Raw genomic sequence first — 16,563 nt, 5'->3', positions numbered from 1 at the left:
GTGATAGGTTTACGTTAGATTAAGTAAAAATAAGCAATTTATTTTTTACCTGAATCTTGATCCAAAAATTCATATCGGGCATCTTTTTCGCCACGAATAACTTTAGATTCTACATCAAATAGCATCAATTCTGGTTTAGCCTCAATTTTTGCAGCTGGCCAATTCGCTAAATTTCCTCCATTCGGGTTCCAATTTTTGATGAAATTGGCAAAGTATTCCTGCATAACTTGGGATACTTTATAATCTTCTGGAGTCCAAGCATAGGTTACATTAGTCGATAAATTGCCTAATGCATATTCGATTTCAGCTGAGTGAACGGCACCTTTTGGTTTAGGGGCTTTGGGTGCATTGGGATCTCTTTTTACTACACCACCAGCAAGTGCTGCTTCTACGTCTTTTTGAGCCATATCAGGTCTAGGACGAGCGAAATAATAGCGATATACAGCTTGTTGGCTATGTCTGCGATGTAAATCAAACCATTTCCAAGTTGAGAAACCTAAGAAACGATCTCCGGCTAAGTCTGTAGCAGATTGCTCTGCTTCTTCGGCTGTTTTGGCTGGGTATAGTTGCAAAATTTGTTCTGCTTTGTCTTTGTACAATTCTTTAACCACGTCAGTGAATACTTCGGGGCTAGGGGCTTTTCCTTTGGTAATGGCACGGTAGTTCATTTCTTCGGAATTCCAACCCAATAATAAAGGCACTTGGGATTGCTCTCCAGCTTCAAAAATCTCACGAACGTTCTTTGGCATGAAATAACCATCAATATTACCTGGGAAGCTTAAGGTCTTAGAATCTACCATTTTTTGGTATAATTCGTATGTCGACAAAGCTCTCAATTCTTTCAAGGAAGTAGCTCCAATTTTCTTAACCCAATCTGCTCCATATTTTTCTGAATCTTTTAGGCTCATGGGTGCTAAGGTATTGCTTAACCAAGCGCCACTTTCACCGATAGCACCTTGGAATAAGCCTTTCGCTAAAGGAGAGGCCATTTGTGCGGAAACGGCTATGGAGCCAGCTGATTCACCAGCAATGGTTACGTGATTGGGATCACCTCCGAAATATGCAATGTTCGCTTTCACCCATTTTAATGCAGCCACCATGTCCACGTACCCATAATTTCCTGAGGCTTTATTGGGAGACTCTTGCGTTAATTCTGGATGAGAAAAGAAACCAAAAAGGTTCAAACGGTAGTTGATGGTTACAGAAACTACGCCTTTTTTTGCCATGGATTCTCCATCGTAGCGAGGCTCAGATCCATCTCCAGCCATAAAACCGCCACCATAAAAATATACCAATACAGGTAATTTAGCTCCTGATTCCACTTTAGGAGTCCAAACGTTTAAGTATAAGCAATCTTCGCTCATGCCATTGCTGCGGAATCCCATATCACCAAAGATGGGAGTTTGTACCGCTTTTGGACCAAATTGTTTAGCTTGCAATACTCCGTTCCAAGATTTAGGTTCTTGGGGAGCTTTCCAGCGCAATTCTCCTACTGGAGCTTGAGCAAATGGAATGCCTTTGAAACTAACGATTTTTGAACGAGTGTCAAGTTCACCTTCTACAGTTCCGTTTTTGGTTTTTACTTGTACATCGATACCATAGGAGTTTTTGGGTCCTTGTGCATGCATACTTAATAGGGAAAGGCTGAAAAGGCAGCCCGCAGCTAGTTGTAAGATTCTTTTCATGTGTATAAAATTCTTTATTGTATCGGTTTGTTACAATAGTAGTTCTCGATTGTTAGAATTGCAAATTTGGCTATAAATTTTATTATTTGACGATAAAATAGAATAAAAATGGTAAAGATCCTGCAAGAAGATTGGGTGCAAAGCCACCGGAAAGAAAGAGCATTGGATGGCCATAAGCGAAGCTTTGGTCATGTCTGGGTAATTGCCGGGAGTGAAGGGACCTTGGGGGCCTCCATATTATGCTCTCGAGCAGCCTTAAGGGCAGGTTGTGGTTTAGTAACGGCCATTATTCCTCAGGAAGGAGTGATACCCTTGTTAGCCAATAGTCCGGAAATTATGTACGAAATTAATGGGGGTAAATCTGTGCTAGCAAATTTGCCTTGGCAGGAAGAGAATTCTGCCATTGTTTTTGGACCAGGGCTAGGTTTGAGCGAGTCTTCTGCGGAAGAACTACATTATTTATTGGAACATGTTAAATCTCCCACGGTGATTGATGCAGATGGCTTAACCTTACTAGCACAACATCCTGAATGGTATGCATTGCTACGTGAGAATCATATTTTAACCCCTCATTTGGGAGAATTGAGTAGACTTGTAGGAAAAACAGTTGATGCTGAATCTGCATTAGAGGAAGCACAAAAATTTGTCCATCACTATCCAGTTCAGTTGGTGGTCAAGGGCAAAAATTCTCATGTTTTTACCTCGGATGCTAAGGTATGGATGAATAGTACTGGAAATGATGGAATGGCTACCGCTGGGAGTGGAGATGTACTGGCTGGCATCATTGCTTCTTTGGCAGCGCAATCTTATGCTCCAGGTTTGGCGACTTGCTTAGGAGTCTATTACCATGGATTGGCGGGTGACTTGTACGCTAGTACCCATTCCAAATCCAGTTTGATTGCGGGTGATTTGATTGAGATGCTGAAGGAAATTAATTTATAATTATAAATCACTTCTTATTTTGGGGTCCGACATTACCCTGAGGTTTATACCGAAAAGTAGTGAGGTGAATATGTTGAACAGCTGGTTATTCTAGTTCTCATAAAATTCTTCATTCTACATTGAACGGTTAATCCCAACGAAAGTTTGGATCGGAGCTGGAGCGAAGCGGCAAGGAAATTGTAAATGATGAATTATAAATTATAAATGGATGTAGTATTCTACATTTTAACATCCGTATTTGAAGTGACAATCGGTTCCGCAAAGCGGAATTCGACTTAGGATTAACCGTCTTTTTTTTTTTGTTTCTTTTTTTATGAAAAAAAAGAAAGACCATAAGAATTTGATATTAAGATAAGCTATTCTGCAAGAGGAGCTCTTGCTTTTTCAAAATGACACTACGTTTCAGCTTATATCGATGCATTTCTTTTTTTGAAAAAAAAGAAACAAAAAAACTTCTTTTATGTCGTTCAGCAAAGGCGAATTTCGCTTCGCGAAACCGTGATTCACTACGCTATCGCCTATATTTTTGACGCCGACGCGCATCGCCAATGCTGAGGTCAAAACCTCGTCTACCGCTTCGCTCATCAACTTTCGCTCGTGCTGAACGACGTTAGTTTCGTTCTCATAAAATTCTTCATTTTAAAATCTACATTGAACGGTTAATCCCAACGAAAGATTGGAACAAAAGCATCAAAGTTATCTTTCAAACGAATAGTCTGTATCATTTAAATAAAAAAAGGTGAATAAAACGTACATTTTATTCACCTTTTAAATTCAAATAACAATGATCAAAATCTTAGATTAACCTAATAGAAATCTTCGACCTTAATTCATAAATTATAACTTATAATTTATCATTCCAGATGTTGATTCTATCCTACTAAAATGTTTTTTGCGTAAGCAACACATTTTTTAACTTCTGAAACTGGATCAGAACCAGCAGGGATATCATATTCTAATTCGATGGTAGCTGGGAATTTGTATTTTTTCTCTTTCATCAAGGTAAGAATCTCTTTCAAAGGCGTATTTCCTTGTCCCCAAACTTGATTTTGACCACCATTGTCTTTGTTCTTTCTATCCTTAATGTGCATGGAAGTAATACGATCAGCTTTGGATTCGATTAATTTCAATAAACTAGCCGTTGTGTTATTTCCTCCTGCTGCGATGTAGTGACCGCAATCCAAGTTCATGGAGTTGTATGGCGACTGGCCTAAGGCAACATCCCAAGCTGTATCAGTAGCTGTAGTGTGTAAGTGATAGCCAATGTACATTTTATGCTTAGCTCCTAAATCACCTAAACGCTGCGATTGTGCAGGATCTGTTGGTAATTCAATCGTTACCGATTTTGCTCCTAAAGCCTTTGCCGCTTTTAATGCATATTCTACTTCTGCGTCAGTATTGTTTGGTCCTAAAGCATTCGGTTTGAAGGCATAAATATCAATACCTGCTTTATCAAACATTTTTTTCACTTCTTTGAACTTATCCATAGAAACAGATGCTCTCCATTCTGCTACTTCTTTTTGATAAGCTGCCATTTTAGCTCTTTGCTCATCCGTCATTTGTGGACGTGCTTGGCCAGGAGTTGGAGGACCCATCATGGGTCTTGGATTTGGGTTTTTAGGCTTTCCTGCAAAATCCTCAGCCGCATCACCCATTAATTCAATGGCAGAAATGTTACTGTCGATGCAATATTGCAATACTTGCTCGATACTACCTGGTAAACTGCGGTAGGAATATGTAATAGCTCCAATTTGTACACCAGCAAATTTTGAATCTGGTTTAGCGGCTAAGAGTAAGGAAGAAGCATTGGCTTTTCCTGCCAAAAATAGGCCCATCGTGGCCAAGGATCCCGAAAGTAAAAATTGACGACGAGATGAGTTTTTTGGTAAATGAGTTGACATAGATATACGATTTAAATGGAATCTTTGTTTGCAATAATTTTGCTATTGTACAATGTTATAAAAAGTTTTCAATATTCTTATACGGCATTCCCTATTTTGCGACGAGTAGGGGATTACGTAGGTTAAAGTTTCAGATTACCGCTTACTTTGATCGTATTTAGTCGATCGAATGAGTTTTTAATGTCCATCTTGAATTGACCCTGGTCTAATTGACAAGTCCAAACCCAATGGTGAGGACTCTCATAAAAACGCAAGGTGATTTCCAGCGTGTTTTGATTTATCCAGCGGTAAGATGATGCTACTTTAAAAGGTGATTGACCTTCTAAATTCGCCTTAGCAGCTCTTAATAAATAAGGCCCGGGCATTTCTGTACTTGTCATTGCCCAAGTTCCATGTCCAGCTGGGATTAGGTGCTTTTGTTGCTTGTTGTCCGTTAATTGAAGGTTTAATTTTTCTCCCTCAAACTGAAATCCAATTTGCTCTATATTCAGTGCATTCTTTTCTAACTGAACCGACGGATTACTCCAGGTTGAAGATGAAATGGCTTTGTCTTGAGTGGGAGCAGTTAATTCTAAATGAGTTAGTTTGTTTTTTAAATGGCTTTGCGCTGCCATGTTTGGAGCTAAAGGTTTTTTCTCAAAGGCAGGAAGTAAATGCTTCCAAACCATGTTTAGATCATCTTGTAATTCATGCGATTCTGAGGTGATGATAACTACAGCATCCTGTTCCGGCATCATCACGATGTATTGTCCATAGGCTCCATCAGCTCTAAATGCCCCATTTCTACAGCGCCAAAACTGATATCCATATCCTTGTAGCCAGTCGGAATTGGCTCTTTTCTCAGTACTTGCACTAGGATCTTGGTCGATATGTTTGGAAGTAGCCTCAGTGATCCAAGCAGCAGGAAGTATTTGCTTTCCTTTCCATTTACCTTGTTGGAGGTATAATTGCCCCAGCTTAGCCATATCTTCTGTTTTCACTCGAATTCCCCAGCCGCCTGTATTGATGCCTTTGGGATCCACTTCCCAATCCACTCCTTGTATACCCAAGGGTTTGAATAGGCGAGGGCCTAAGTAATCCACTACTTTTTGTCCACTTACTTTTTGAATGATGGCAGAAAGCATGTAAGTAGCTAAGGTATTGTACAAGAATTTAGTGCCGGGTTGATGTGCAATATTGGCTGAGAGGAATCCTTTTACCCAATCATTCTGTGTGGCTACCACTCCGCGCAAGGGTTCTACTTCATGCCCAACTGACATGGTTAATAGGTTTTGAATGGTCAAATCTGCGATATAGGGCTTATTGGCTAGCTCGCTATATTCAGGGAAATATTTCATGACTTTATCACTCACTTGAATTTTTTTCTCAGAAACAGCAAAACCGATAGCTGTGGAAGTCCAGCTTTTTGATACGGAATACATGCTGTGTTTCAAATTGGCTGCATAAGGACTCCACCAAGCTTCTGCAATGACTTTTCCGTGCCGAAGGATCATGACCGAATGTAATTCGTGTTTTTTGGCATCAAAAGAATCAATGAATTGTTCGATGGCCACAGAAGAAACGCCCTCAGCCTCGGGTGTACTTCTACCTAAGCTTTGTGCTAGGTTTTGACCAATACTGAGACACCAAATCCCGATAATGTAAATAAACAGCGTTAATTTTTTCATGGTTAATTGGTATGGAGTGATTTTTTACAATTCTATTGTCTAAAGATTTCTAAAAATAATGAAATTATCAGTAATTTAGACTTTCATGTTTTATGGAGAGGTGGTGTGGGGCTAAGACATGGATATCAACCTATGAATACAACTATGTTACAGCATGAAAAAAGCGAGAGCTTTGATGGAAATAAATTGCGTAAAGTAATTGCCGCCTCTTCCGTAGGTACATTGATTGAATGGTACGATTTCTATATTTTTGGGAGTTTGTCCGTCATCATAGCCACTAAGTTTTTTCCTTCGGATAATCCTACAGCCGCCTTTTTGTCCACCTTAGCCACCTTTGCTGCTGGTTTTGTCGTACGGCCTTTTGGCGCCTTATTCTTTGGTCGTTTAGGGGATTTATTAGGACGAAAATACACCTTCTTGGTAACCCTTTTAATCATGGGTTTTTCCACGTTTGCCATTGGTTTAATCCCTTCTTATTCTAGTATTGGCTTTTTAGCTCCCATCTTGGTGTTAACCTTACGTTTATTACAAGGATTAGCCTTGGGAGGAGAATATGGAGGGGCAGCTACCTATGTAGCAGAGCATGCAGAACCTAATAAACGAGGTCTAAGGACAGCCTGGATTCAAACGACCGCTTCCTTGGGTTTATTCATTTCTTTGTTAGTGATTTTAGCCACCAAGAAGTCGATGAGTCTAGAATCATTCAATGATTGGGGCTGGCGAATTCCTTTTTTGATTTCTATTGTGATGGTTGGGATTTCGTATTTCATCCGTAAAAACATGGATGAATCTCCCTTGTTTGCCCAAGCTAAACAAGAGGGCAAGATTGTAGCGAATCCCTTGAAAGAATCTTTTGGAAAGAAATTGAATTTCAAGTTTGTGCTTTTAGCTCTCTTTGGGGCTACCATGGGGCAAGGAGTTGTTTGGTATACGGGCCAATTTTATGCCCTTTCATTTCTTCAAAAAGTAGCGAATATTGAGTTTGAACAAAGCAATTACATTATTGCTATTTCTTTAGCAGCAGGTACGGGATTCTTTATATTTTTTGGATGGTTATCCGATAAGATTGGTCGTAAAGGTATCATGTTGGCAGGTATGCTCATTGCTATTTGTACCTATCGCCCTATATATCAGGCCATGTATGAGCTAGCCGATGTCAATTTAAAGACCGAGAAAGTGAATTCACGTCAAGTTCATACGGATTATCACATGATTGATGGAACCGTAACCTTATCTAAGGTGACGCGCACCATTTATAGTTATACGGATGGAACCCAATTATTGGAGGAAAAGACAGAAAAAGTGTCTCATTTGCCATCCATTCAAAGAGAAAAAGCAGTATTGAAAAAAACAGTACACGTGGGTCAGCATGCATTTTGGATGTTGATATTGCTTGTTTTTATACAAGTATTGTATGTTACCATGGTGTATGGACCTATCGCCGCTTTCTTGGTTGAAATGTTTCCTACGGCCATTCGATATACATCTATGTCTTTACCATACCACATAGGGAATGGTATCTTTGGTGGATTACTTCCTGCGGTAGCTACTTATTTGGCTGCCAAAGCGAATACAGCGAATGAAGTTGCCGCAGCAGCAGGACAAAGCCTGCCTTATGCAAAGCCTTATTTAGAAGGTTTATGGTATCCTATCATCATAGGTGGGGTCTGTTTTGTGATTGGATTATTATACATTAACGGAAAAGATCGAGAGATCAATGATTGAGATGAATAACATTAGACGTATAGCTGGAGCCATTTGGATCCTATTGGGAATTGCCGCAGCCTATTTTTTGATTGTTGAGCAAGCGATTCCCTTGTTTGCGAAAGGTGACATGGAGAGTTTAGTTCCTGCCATCATCTACACCTTTATATTATCACCCATCATCACCGGTGGGATGTGTGTATTTGGTCTCTATGCCTTACAAAACGAATATGAATTATAGATTAAAAACAAAATCCGCATGAAATTACAAGTAGAAAATTTTGAAGAATACGAAAAAGCGTACCAATATAGTGTCGAAAACCCAGAGGGTTTTTGGGGTGAAATAGCTGAAAATTTTGTTTGGAAGAAAAAATGGAATAAAGTATTAGATTGGAATTTCAAAGAGCCTAAAATAGCGTGGTATCAAGGTGCTACTTTGAACATTACTGAAAACTGCTTAGATCGACATTTAGCCGATAAAGCTGATCAGCCTGCCATCGTGTGGGAGTCCAATGAACCCAATGAAGCGAATAGAACTTATACTTATCGAGAATTGCATCGAGAAGTTTGCACCTTTGCCCAAGTACTGAAACAAAATGGAGCTAAGAAAGGGGATAGGATTTGTTTGTACATGCCTATGGTGCCTGAATTGGCCATAGCGGTTTTAGCTTGTGCGCGTATTGGTGCGATTCATTCGGTGGTTTTTGGAGGATTTTCGGCACAGTCTATTGCCGACCGTATTCAAGATGCACAATGTTCCATGGTCATTACTGCCGATGGTTCACATCGGGGCAATAAAGAGATTTTCCTAAAACATATCATGGACGAGGCCATTATCTCTTGTCCATGTGTGAAAAAGGTGATTGTATTGGAGAGGTCTATGTCACCCGTAAGCATGATCAAAGGCCGCGATCTTTTTTGGAACTCAGAAATGGATCGTATGCGTAGCTTAGGATTGACGGATTGTACAGCCGAAGAAATGGATGCTGAAGATCCTTTGTTTATCCTATATACTTCAGGTTCAACAGGTAAGCCCAAGGGTGTGGTGCATACATGTGGAGGCTATATGGTCTTTACGGCATATACTTTTCAAAATATTTTTCAATATCAGCCAGGGGAAATGTATTTCTGTACCGCAGATATTGGTTGGATTACAGGTCATTCTTACATCGTTTATGGACCATTGATTCAGGGAGCAACTAGTTTGATTTTTGAAGGTATTCCGACTTACCCAGATGCGGGTCGTTTTTGGGATATTGTAGATAAACATGATGTCAATATTTTATATACAGCTCCTACAGCAATTCGTTCCTTAATGCAATTTGGCTTGGATTATGTCAAAGACAAAGATTTAAGTAGTTTACGCGTATTGGGATCGGTAGGAGAACCGATTAATGAGGAGGCTTGGAATTGGTATAATGAACATATTGGAAAAGGCAATTGTCCGATCGTGGATACTTGGTGGCAAACCGAAACGGGAGGTATTTTGATTTCTCCATTAGCGAATATTACTCCGACTAAACCATGTTATGCGACATTACCATTACCGGGAGTGCAGCCCATTTTGGTCGATGAAAAAGGGGAGGAAATAATAGGTAATGGTGTTTCAGGAAATCTTTGTATCAAGTTCCCTTGGCCTGGAATTTTACGCACGACTTATGGAGATCACGAGCGTTGTCGGACCAACTATTTTGCTACTTATGAGAACCTGTATTTTACGGGTGATGGTTGTATGCGCGACGAGGGTGGGTATTACCGCATTACCGGTCGAGTAGATGATGTCATGAATATTTCTGGCCATCGCATTGGGACGGCTGAAGTAGAAAATGCCATCAATATGTTTACGGATGTCATTGAATCAGCCGTGGTGGGATACCCTCACGATATCAAAGGGCAAGGAATTTATGCTTATGTCATAATGGCTTCAACGCCCAAAGATCCTGTGATGGCACGTAAAGACATCGCGGCTACTGTTAGTCAGATTATTGGAGCCATTGCCAGACCCGATAAAATTCAATTTGTGACGGGTTTACCTAAGACACGTTCAGGAAAAATCATGCGCCGGATTTTGCGAAAAATAGCGGAAGGAGATATCAATAATTTGGGTGATACGTCCACTTTATTAGATCCTTCAGTTGTGGACAAAATCAAGGAGGAGAGGCTTTAGTATGTCAAAGATTTTAGCCGATATTCAATATTTGAGTGCTTCTTACGGGAGTGCTCAAGTGTTGAGTGATATTAGCTTTCAAGTATTGGAGGGGCAACATTGGGCTATTGTTGGTTCGATGGGTGCAGGAAAAACGACTTTAGCGAAAGCCTTGACTGGGAGATTGTTTCGTAAAGGAACAGTTAGCTTTTTCCAAGATGGAGCACCTAGCTCAAAAGTGTACTGGATTGAGCAGCAGCATCGCTTTAAGAACCGTAGCAATGTTTCTGATTTTTATCTACAGCAGCGCTTTAATTCACAAGATTCAGATGATGCTTATACCATTTTGGAAGAGCTGGCAGAAGAAGATTCTGATGCAATTAATGTGTGGTTAGATGTCTTTCATTTAACAGAATTGGCCAACAAGCCCTTGATTCAACTGTCTAATGGTGAAAATAAGCGATTGCAATTGGTGAAGGCCTTATTAAAACAACCCGATTGGCTGATATTAGACAATCCATTTTTGGGTTTGGATGTGGAAGGTCGTGCTATTTTAAGTCATTGCTTGACCAAATTAGCCCCATTAGGCATTCATTTTATTTTGATTAGTTCAGCCATGGAATTACCTGAAACGGTGACTCATGTCATGGTATTAGAGGCTGGGCAATCTATTTGGCAAGGAGACAAGCAAGCTTATGAGCATCAGAAAATGCAGTTTTTCAAAACTAGCATAGATGATTGGAAAGATAAATTGAAGGTATTAATTCGCAGCAAAGAAGAATTCCCTCCATTCCAATGGGTCATTCAAATGAAGGATGTACAGGTTAAGTACGGAGAAAAGGTAGTTTTGACAGGATTTAATTGGGAAGTAAAGCAAGGTGATAAATGGTTGATTTCTGGACCAAATGGAGCAGGAAAATCCACTATGTTAAGTTTGATTTCGGCGGATAATCCACAGGCTTATGCTCAAAACTTGGTCTTATTTGATAAGAAACGAGGCAGTGGCGAAAGTATTTGGGATATCAAGAAACGCATAGGTTATGTAAGTCCGGAATTGCATTTGTATTTTCGAGCACCGGGTACTGTGAGGGAGGTCATATCATCTGGATTATTTGACATCATGGGTTTGGGTAAGAGAATGAGTGTGGACCAAAGCGGAAGGGTGGAGGCATGGATGGAAGTGATGGGATTGGCGCATTTGTGTGAAAGGAATTTCCAACAGATCTCGACTGGAGAACAGCGATTGGTATTATTGACCCGGGCCTTAGTGAAGAATCCTCCCTTATTGATATTGGATGAACCGTGTCAGGGCTTGGATCAAAATCAAATACAGCATGTCAAAGAATTGTTGGACTTTATGTCAGAACAAGACGAATTCACCTTACTATATGTTTCTCATTATGAGCATGATGTACCTAGCTGTGTCACCCAAAGAAAGAGAATGGTTTAGTCTATTTATCAGTAAATTGATTTGGATTATCAAGATATTCATGGGGATTTTGGTGGTTGAGGATTAGATTTGACATTGACAATTAGGTTTGACACTTAGATTTGACACTTAGATTTGACAACTTTTTAAAAGTTGTCAAATCTAGCCTCACCTCACCTCACCTCACCTCACCTCACCTCACCCACCTCACCTCACCTCACCTCACCTCACCTCACCCCTAATTCCTACCCAACCCAAACTACCTATCTCTCAATTCATTAATCCCATCATGCTACTCCTTTTTTTTACTTAACAGGTTATAATAAAGAGCAAACTCATTATTATCAAAACAATTATATAGAAAGTTGTTTAATTATTTAAATAGCTCATCAATGGACGGACTAGGTTGAGAAAACCAGCGAGGACCATCTTGAGTCATATACACACAGTCTTCTAGTCGGATCCCAAATTCTCCCGGAATAACAATCGTGGGTTCAATACTGAAACACATCCCTACTTGCAATGGATCTTTATTTCCTTTTACCATATTTCCCCATTCATGTCCATTCATGCCAATTCCATGTCCCGTTCGATGTGGCAAACCCGGTAGTCGATATCCCGGACCAAACCCTGCATCTTCCAAAACTTTTCGGGAAGCTTGGTCTACTTCTTCACAGGGGCGACCTAATTGTGCCGCAGCAAATCCTGCAGCTTGAGATTTTTTCTCTAAATCCCAAATTTTCCTTTGTTTATCTGTAGGTTTCCCGAAAACCATGGTACGCGTGATATCAGCACTGTAACCTCCCACCACACAACCCACATCCATTAATACGACATCACCTTGCTTTAAAATTTGGGGTTTATTACTTCCATGTGGATAGGAAGTAGCAACTCCCATATTCACCAAAGCAAAATCATGAACCGCCCCTTGATTTCGATGAACTTGTGCAATTTTGGCAGAAACCTCCGCCGGCGTCATTCCTTCATGTAAACTAGCCATTCCAGCTTTGATTGCTTCTACCGTGATGTCATTTGCTCTTTGCATTAAAGCAATTTCCGCAGGTGACTTTATGATGCGGCAAGGAATACTAATAGGATCACCACTAACTAGTTGAAAAGTTGTCCCCGCTTTTCTTAATCCATCAAAGATGAAAAATCGTGTCCTTTCTTCGATAGCTAGTTTTCCAGAGCGAATTCCTTGATCTTTCAACAACTGAATCGTCATCGCAAAAGGATTTTCATGCTCCTCCCAAGTACGAATTTGTTGGCTTAACACATTTATTTCCTTAAAGCGGTCTTCTTCAAAGGATGGACAAATAAAACTCAACTCTCCTTTGTCAGGAATAATGGCCAACAAGGATCTCTCACTAGGATACCATTTAACTCCAGTGAAATATTCCATGCTCGTACCTGCATCCAATATCAAAGCCCTCATTTTATTTTTAACTAATAAAGTTTGAGCCTTTGCGATCCTTTGTTTTCTTTCTTCCAAACTAATGGGATTGAAGGTTGGAGGAATTGTTGTCTGTTGGGTCTGCGTAAAAATATGGGGAGCCAAGATTGCTAATGAAGTAGATTGAAGGAATTGTCGTCGATGAATCATGTTATTTAATGGATATACATCTAATATCTTCCTTTTTTCTTAAAAATAGAAATTGAAGATATGATTTTGATCAGCTTATCAGGGTAATGCCCATTAAAAAAGACAAAGTCGAAAATTTTCAAAATAATGCAGTTAAAGTACTATTTGAGGTATTTTTAATTACCATTAAATACACGAAATGGTACTTTTTTAATGAAATCTAGAAATTTTTTATTTTTTTCATAAGGATAGATAAGGACGGTTAGGGTAAGGGTATATTCTAAATTTCGACAGTTATTAATCATGTTGCTTTAAAACTCAGCTTCTGAATTAATCAAAATCACACATTTTTAACCTTTAATTTTTTCTCTATGAAAAACAAATTTTACGACCTACGAATGGGAAATCGGACTGGAGGCTTGCTTCTAGCGCTGATTTTCTTTTTGTCCTCGGTAGCAATGGCACAAGCCCAGAATCTACGAGGTAAAGTTAGTGGTTCCGACGGGGAGCCTTTGATTGGTGCTGCCGTTACTATAGTAGGTACCACTCGTGGAGCTTCCACTGATGGTTCAGGTAACTATGCCATCGATGTTAAAAACAATGAAACTTTGCGTTTTAGTTCAGTCGGTTTTATATCCAAAGATGTTGTTTATTCAGGTCAAAAGACCTTGAATATATCTCTTGCTGCGGATAATAAGACCTTGAACGAAATCGTAGTTGTGGGTTACGGTAGCCAAGTGAAAAAAGAAATCACAGGTGCTGTTCAAACCATTGGTTACAAAGAATTGAAGGATTTACCTGTTACTCAAATTGGTCAAAAATTACAAGGTCAATTAGCAGGTGTTCAAATTAACCAAACTACGGGTCAACCAGGAAAAGGTATGGCCATACGTATTCGTGGTCAATTATCAGTTTCAGCTGGTTCCGATCCATTATACGTGGTAGATGGTTTCCCTATCACAGGTACAATTGGAGCGATGAACCCAGATGAGATTGAAGATATTTCTGTATTGAAAGATGCGGCTTCTACTTCATTATACGGTTCTCGTGCTGCTAATGGTGTGGTTTTGATTACAACAAAAAAAGGTAAGGGAAGTGGAACAAACGTAAGCTTTAACGTTTACACAGGTGTTCAGCAAGTTCCAATGAAGGGACGTGTTAAAATGATGGATGCAGTTCAGTTTGCTCAATTTAAGAAAGAATTCTACGAAGATGCAAAGCAACCCGTTCCAGCTGAATTCCAAAATCCTTCACAATATGCAGGTAAAAATAACGATTGGTTTGATGCATTAATTAATAAAAATGCACCAATCACAAGTTATAACTTATCCATCACTTCTAACAAGGAGAAATCCAGAACGTCATTAGTAGCTGGAGTTTTGGATCAAAAAGGTGTGGTTATCAATACGGATTATAAGCGTTATTCATTACGTTTGAACTCAGCTTATGATATTTCGGATAAAGTAACTATCGGTTTTAACGTAGCACCACAGTTGACATATGATAATACACCAAGAACTGACGGTGACCGTGGTACTGGTATTTTATTCAATGCTTTGCACACTTGGCCAATCATGCCAATTTATGAAGCAGATGGCAAAACATTGACAAAGTTCAACCGTTTCCCTGCTAGTACTGGTAATATCTTTGCTTATGCGAACTGGGTACGTTCAGCTCAAGAATTGATCAATGAGACTACTACTACTAACTTATTGACAAATGCTTTCATGGAGTATGAGCCAATCAAAGGTTTGAAATTGAAGTCGAGTATCAATGGTGAAATTTTAAGAACGAAATTCTTCTTCTTTAACCCATCAACAGCTACAAGTGCGATTAACACGCCAATACCAACAACTGCTGTTTCTATTCGTCAAAACTTTGAAAACTTGTCTTGGTTGAATGAAAATACAGTTACTTTCAATAAAACGATCAACGAAGATCATAAAGTTGAATTATTAGGAGGTTATACCAACCAATATTTCCGTCAAGAGTCAACTCAGATTCAAGCAGATACCTATTCTGATGACCGTCTTCCAACAATCCAAGGAGCTATCAACATCAACCGTGGTGCAACAGTTTCTGGAGTACAAGAGTGGGCATTGACTTCATTCTTAGCGCGTGCTACTTATAACTACAAAGGTAAGTACTTATTAAATGCAGCGATTCGTCGTGATGGTTCATCTCGTTTCGGTTTGAATAACCGTTGGGGTACATTCCCATCTGTAGGTTTAGGATGGGTTGTGTCTGATGAAGCATTTATGCAAGACATCCCAGCTGTATCTTTCATGAAGATCAGAGGTAGTTTCGGTGAAATTGGTAACAACAACATTGGTAACTATACGCAATATGCTTTGATCAATAATACGGTCAATGGTGTATTTGGTAATACCGTATCTCCTGGAGCTTCTGTAAGTTCTTTGGCTAACCCTAACTTAGGATGGGAAAAAACTCGTCAACTAGACTTAGGTTTGGACTTGAATCTTTGGAATGATCGTGTAAGCTTTACCTATGATTATTACTTGAAGAATACATCAAACTTGTTGTATTCAGTTCAAATTGCTCAGGAATCAGGATTTGGAAACTTCAATGATAACATTGGTGAGATTAAATTCTGGGGACATGAATTTGGTGTAAATACTAAAAACACAACAGGTGCAGTTAAATGGACTACTAATGCCAACATCTCGTTTAACCGTAACGTAGTGGTAGCTTTAGCTCCAGGCATTGACCGTGTGTATGGAACTTTCCACATCACTAAAGTAGGTCAACCTTTCGGTCAGTTTTATGGTTTAATTTCTCAAGGAATGTACAAAAACCAAGCTGATGTAGATAATAGCCCTAAAGTTCCAGGTCGTTCATTCCCTGGTACCATCAAAATTTGGGATGCTAATGGTGATGGTGTCATTACCTATGGTGGTAACAATGACGACCGTGTGATTATGGGTAATCCATTCCCTGATTTCGTTTATGGTATTACCAACAACGTAGCTTACAAGAACTGGGATTTCAATATCATTGGATCAGGTTCTTATGGAAACCAAGTGATGGTTCGTCACATTTATTCTACAGCTAACTTAGATGGTCCTTTCAACTTATTGGAAGAAGTAGCTAATCGTTGGAGATCAGAGTCTAACCCTGGTTTAGGTAAATATGGTACAACCGTTGGTGGTGGTAACGTAACGGGTATTGAGCGTGACTGGATTAACTCTCGTTTTATCGCTGATGCTTCTTACTTCACGATTCGTAACATCACATTGGGTTATACTTTTGCTAAACCTTCTAAGGTGTACAAATCTCTTCGTGTGTATGCTTCTTGTCAGCAAGCATTTGTATTCACTAATTATTGGGGTGGACCAAATCCAGAGGTTAGTTCACAAGGAAACGGCCAAGGTGATGGTGGTAACTTAAGTCAGGGTATCGACTTCTCTAGTTATCCCGTTCCACGTACTTTCACATTGGGAGCCAACTTTAACTTTTAATTAGCCAGATAATCACGTTTATTTTTAG

General features: G+C 39.5%; 10 protein-coding genes. 6 read left to right on the top strand and 4 right to left on the bottom strand.

Annotated features, from left to right (window positions below; all coding sequences use genetic code 11):
- Positions 1-38: 38 nt before the first annotated feature.
- Positions 39-1,685: a carboxylesterase/lipase family protein gene (locus U0R11_RS11335; protein ID WP_406751792.1), complete on the bottom strand. Its 1,647-nt coding sequence runs from the start codon at positions 1,683-1,685 to the stop codon at positions 39-41.
- A gap of 108 nt (positions 1,686-1,793) precedes the next feature.
- On the opposite strand from U0R11_RS11335, the gene U0R11_RS11330 reads away from it, so the two are divergent.
- Positions 1,794-2,627, top strand: a complete 834-nt coding sequence (locus U0R11_RS11330; protein WP_406751791.1) for an NAD(P)H-hydrate dehydratase — start codon at positions 1,794-1,796, stop codon at positions 2,625-2,627.
- An 872-nt stretch (positions 2,628-3,499) separates the two neighbouring features.
- Here U0R11_RS11330 and U0R11_RS11325 read toward each other — a convergent pair.
- Both U0R11_RS11325 and U0R11_RS11320 read right to left on the bottom strand, forming a co-directional pair.
- Positions 3,500-4,528, bottom strand: coding sequence for a sugar phosphate isomerase/epimerase family protein (locus U0R11_RS11325; protein ID WP_406751789.1), 1,029 nt, complete (start codon positions 4,526-4,528; stop codon positions 3,500-3,502).
- Positions 4,529-4,650: 122 nt separating this feature from the next.
- Complete coding sequence (locus U0R11_RS11320) at positions 4,651-6,195, bottom strand: serine hydrolase domain-containing protein (RefSeq protein WP_406751788.1); 1,545 nt, start codon at positions 6,193-6,195, stop codon at positions 4,651-4,653.
- A 144-nt stretch (positions 6,196-6,339) separates the two neighbouring features.
- Between U0R11_RS11320 and U0R11_RS11315 the strand changes: the two genes are divergently transcribed.
- The 4 genes from U0R11_RS11315 to U0R11_RS11300 are packed head-to-tail and all read left to right on the top strand — an operon-like array spanning position 6,340 to position 11,495.
- Positions 6,340-7,920, top strand: a complete 1,581-nt coding sequence (locus tag U0R11_RS11315; RefSeq protein ID WP_406751787.1) for an MFS transporter — start codon at positions 6,340-6,342, stop codon at positions 7,918-7,920.
- Position 7,921: 1 nt separating this feature from the next.
- Complete coding sequence (locus U0R11_RS11310) at positions 7,922-8,140, top strand: DUF6814 family protein (RefSeq protein WP_109322643.1); 219 nt, start codon at positions 7,922-7,924, stop codon at positions 8,138-8,140.
- Positions 8,141-8,158: 18 nt separating this feature from the next.
- Positions 8,159-10,066, top strand: coding sequence for an acetate--CoA ligase (gene acs / locus U0R11_RS11305; RefSeq protein WP_406751786.1), 1,908 nt, complete (start codon positions 8,159-8,161; stop codon positions 10,064-10,066).
- 1 nt (position 10,067) lies between these two features.
- Complete coding sequence (locus U0R11_RS11300; RefSeq protein WP_406751785.1) at positions 10,068-11,495, top strand: ATP-binding cassette domain-containing protein; 1,428 nt, start codon at positions 10,068-10,070, stop codon at positions 11,493-11,495.
- A 352-nt stretch (positions 11,496-11,847) separates the two neighbouring features.
- Here the strand turns inward: U0R11_RS11300 and U0R11_RS11295 are convergent, their stop codons facing one another.
- A complete protein-coding gene (locus U0R11_RS11295; RefSeq protein WP_406751784.1) occupies positions 11,848-13,077 on the bottom strand; it encodes a M24 family metallopeptidase in 1,230 nt (409 codons plus the stop codon).
- A 350-nt stretch (positions 13,078-13,427) separates the two neighbouring features.
- Between U0R11_RS11295 and U0R11_RS11290 the strand changes: the two genes are divergently transcribed.
- Complete coding sequence (locus U0R11_RS11290) at positions 13,428-16,535, top strand: SusC/RagA family TonB-linked outer membrane protein (RefSeq protein WP_406751783.1); 3,108 nt, start codon at positions 13,428-13,430, stop codon at positions 16,533-16,535.
- The last annotated feature ends 28 nt before the right edge of the window (positions 16,536-16,563 follow it).

This window comes from Aquirufa salirivi, from assembly GCF_045310485.1.
GTDB lineage: Bacteria > Bacteroidota > Bacteroidia > Cytophagales > Spirosomataceae > Aquirufa > Aquirufa salirivi.
This window is presented reverse-complemented; position numbering and strand designations above follow the sequence as displayed.

Bases quoted from the DNA above. Each gene is read 5' to 3' on its own strand.
- U0R11_RS11310 (WP_109322643.1), top strand. From the start codon at position 7,922: ATGAATAACATTAGACGTATAGCTGGAGCCATTTGGATCCTATTGGGA.
- U0R11_RS11330 (WP_406751791.1), top strand. From the start codon at position 1,794: ATGGTAAAGATCCTGCAAGAAGATTGGGTGCAAAGCCACCGGAAAGAA.
- U0R11_RS11325 (WP_406751789.1), bottom strand. From the start codon at position 4,528: ATGTCAACTCATTTACCAAAAAACTCATCTCGTCGTCAATTTTTACTT.
- U0R11_RS11320 (WP_406751788.1), bottom strand. From the start codon at position 6,195: ATGAAAAAATTAACGCTGTTTATTTACATTATCGGGATTTGGTGTCTC.
- U0R11_RS11300 (WP_406751785.1), top strand. From the start codon at position 10,068: ATGTCAAAGATTTTAGCCGATATTCAATATTTGAGTGCTTCTTACGGG.
- U0R11_RS11290 (WP_406751783.1), top strand. From the start codon at position 13,428: ATGAAAAACAAATTTTACGACCTACGAATGGGAAATCGGACTGGAGGC.
- U0R11_RS11315 (WP_406751787.1), top strand. From the start codon at position 6,340: ATGTTACAGCATGAAAAAAGCGAGAGCTTTGATGGAAATAAATTGCGT.
- U0R11_RS11295 (WP_406751784.1), bottom strand. From the start codon at position 13,077: ATGATTCATCGACGACAATTCCTTCAATCTACTTCATTAGCAATCTTG.
- U0R11_RS11335 (WP_406751792.1), bottom strand. From the start codon at position 1,685: ATGAAAAGAATCTTACAACTAGCTGCGGGCTGCCTTTTCAGCCTTTCC.
- acs (WP_406751786.1), top strand. From the start codon at position 8,159: ATGAAATTACAAGTAGAAAATTTTGAAGAATACGAAAAAGCGTACCAA.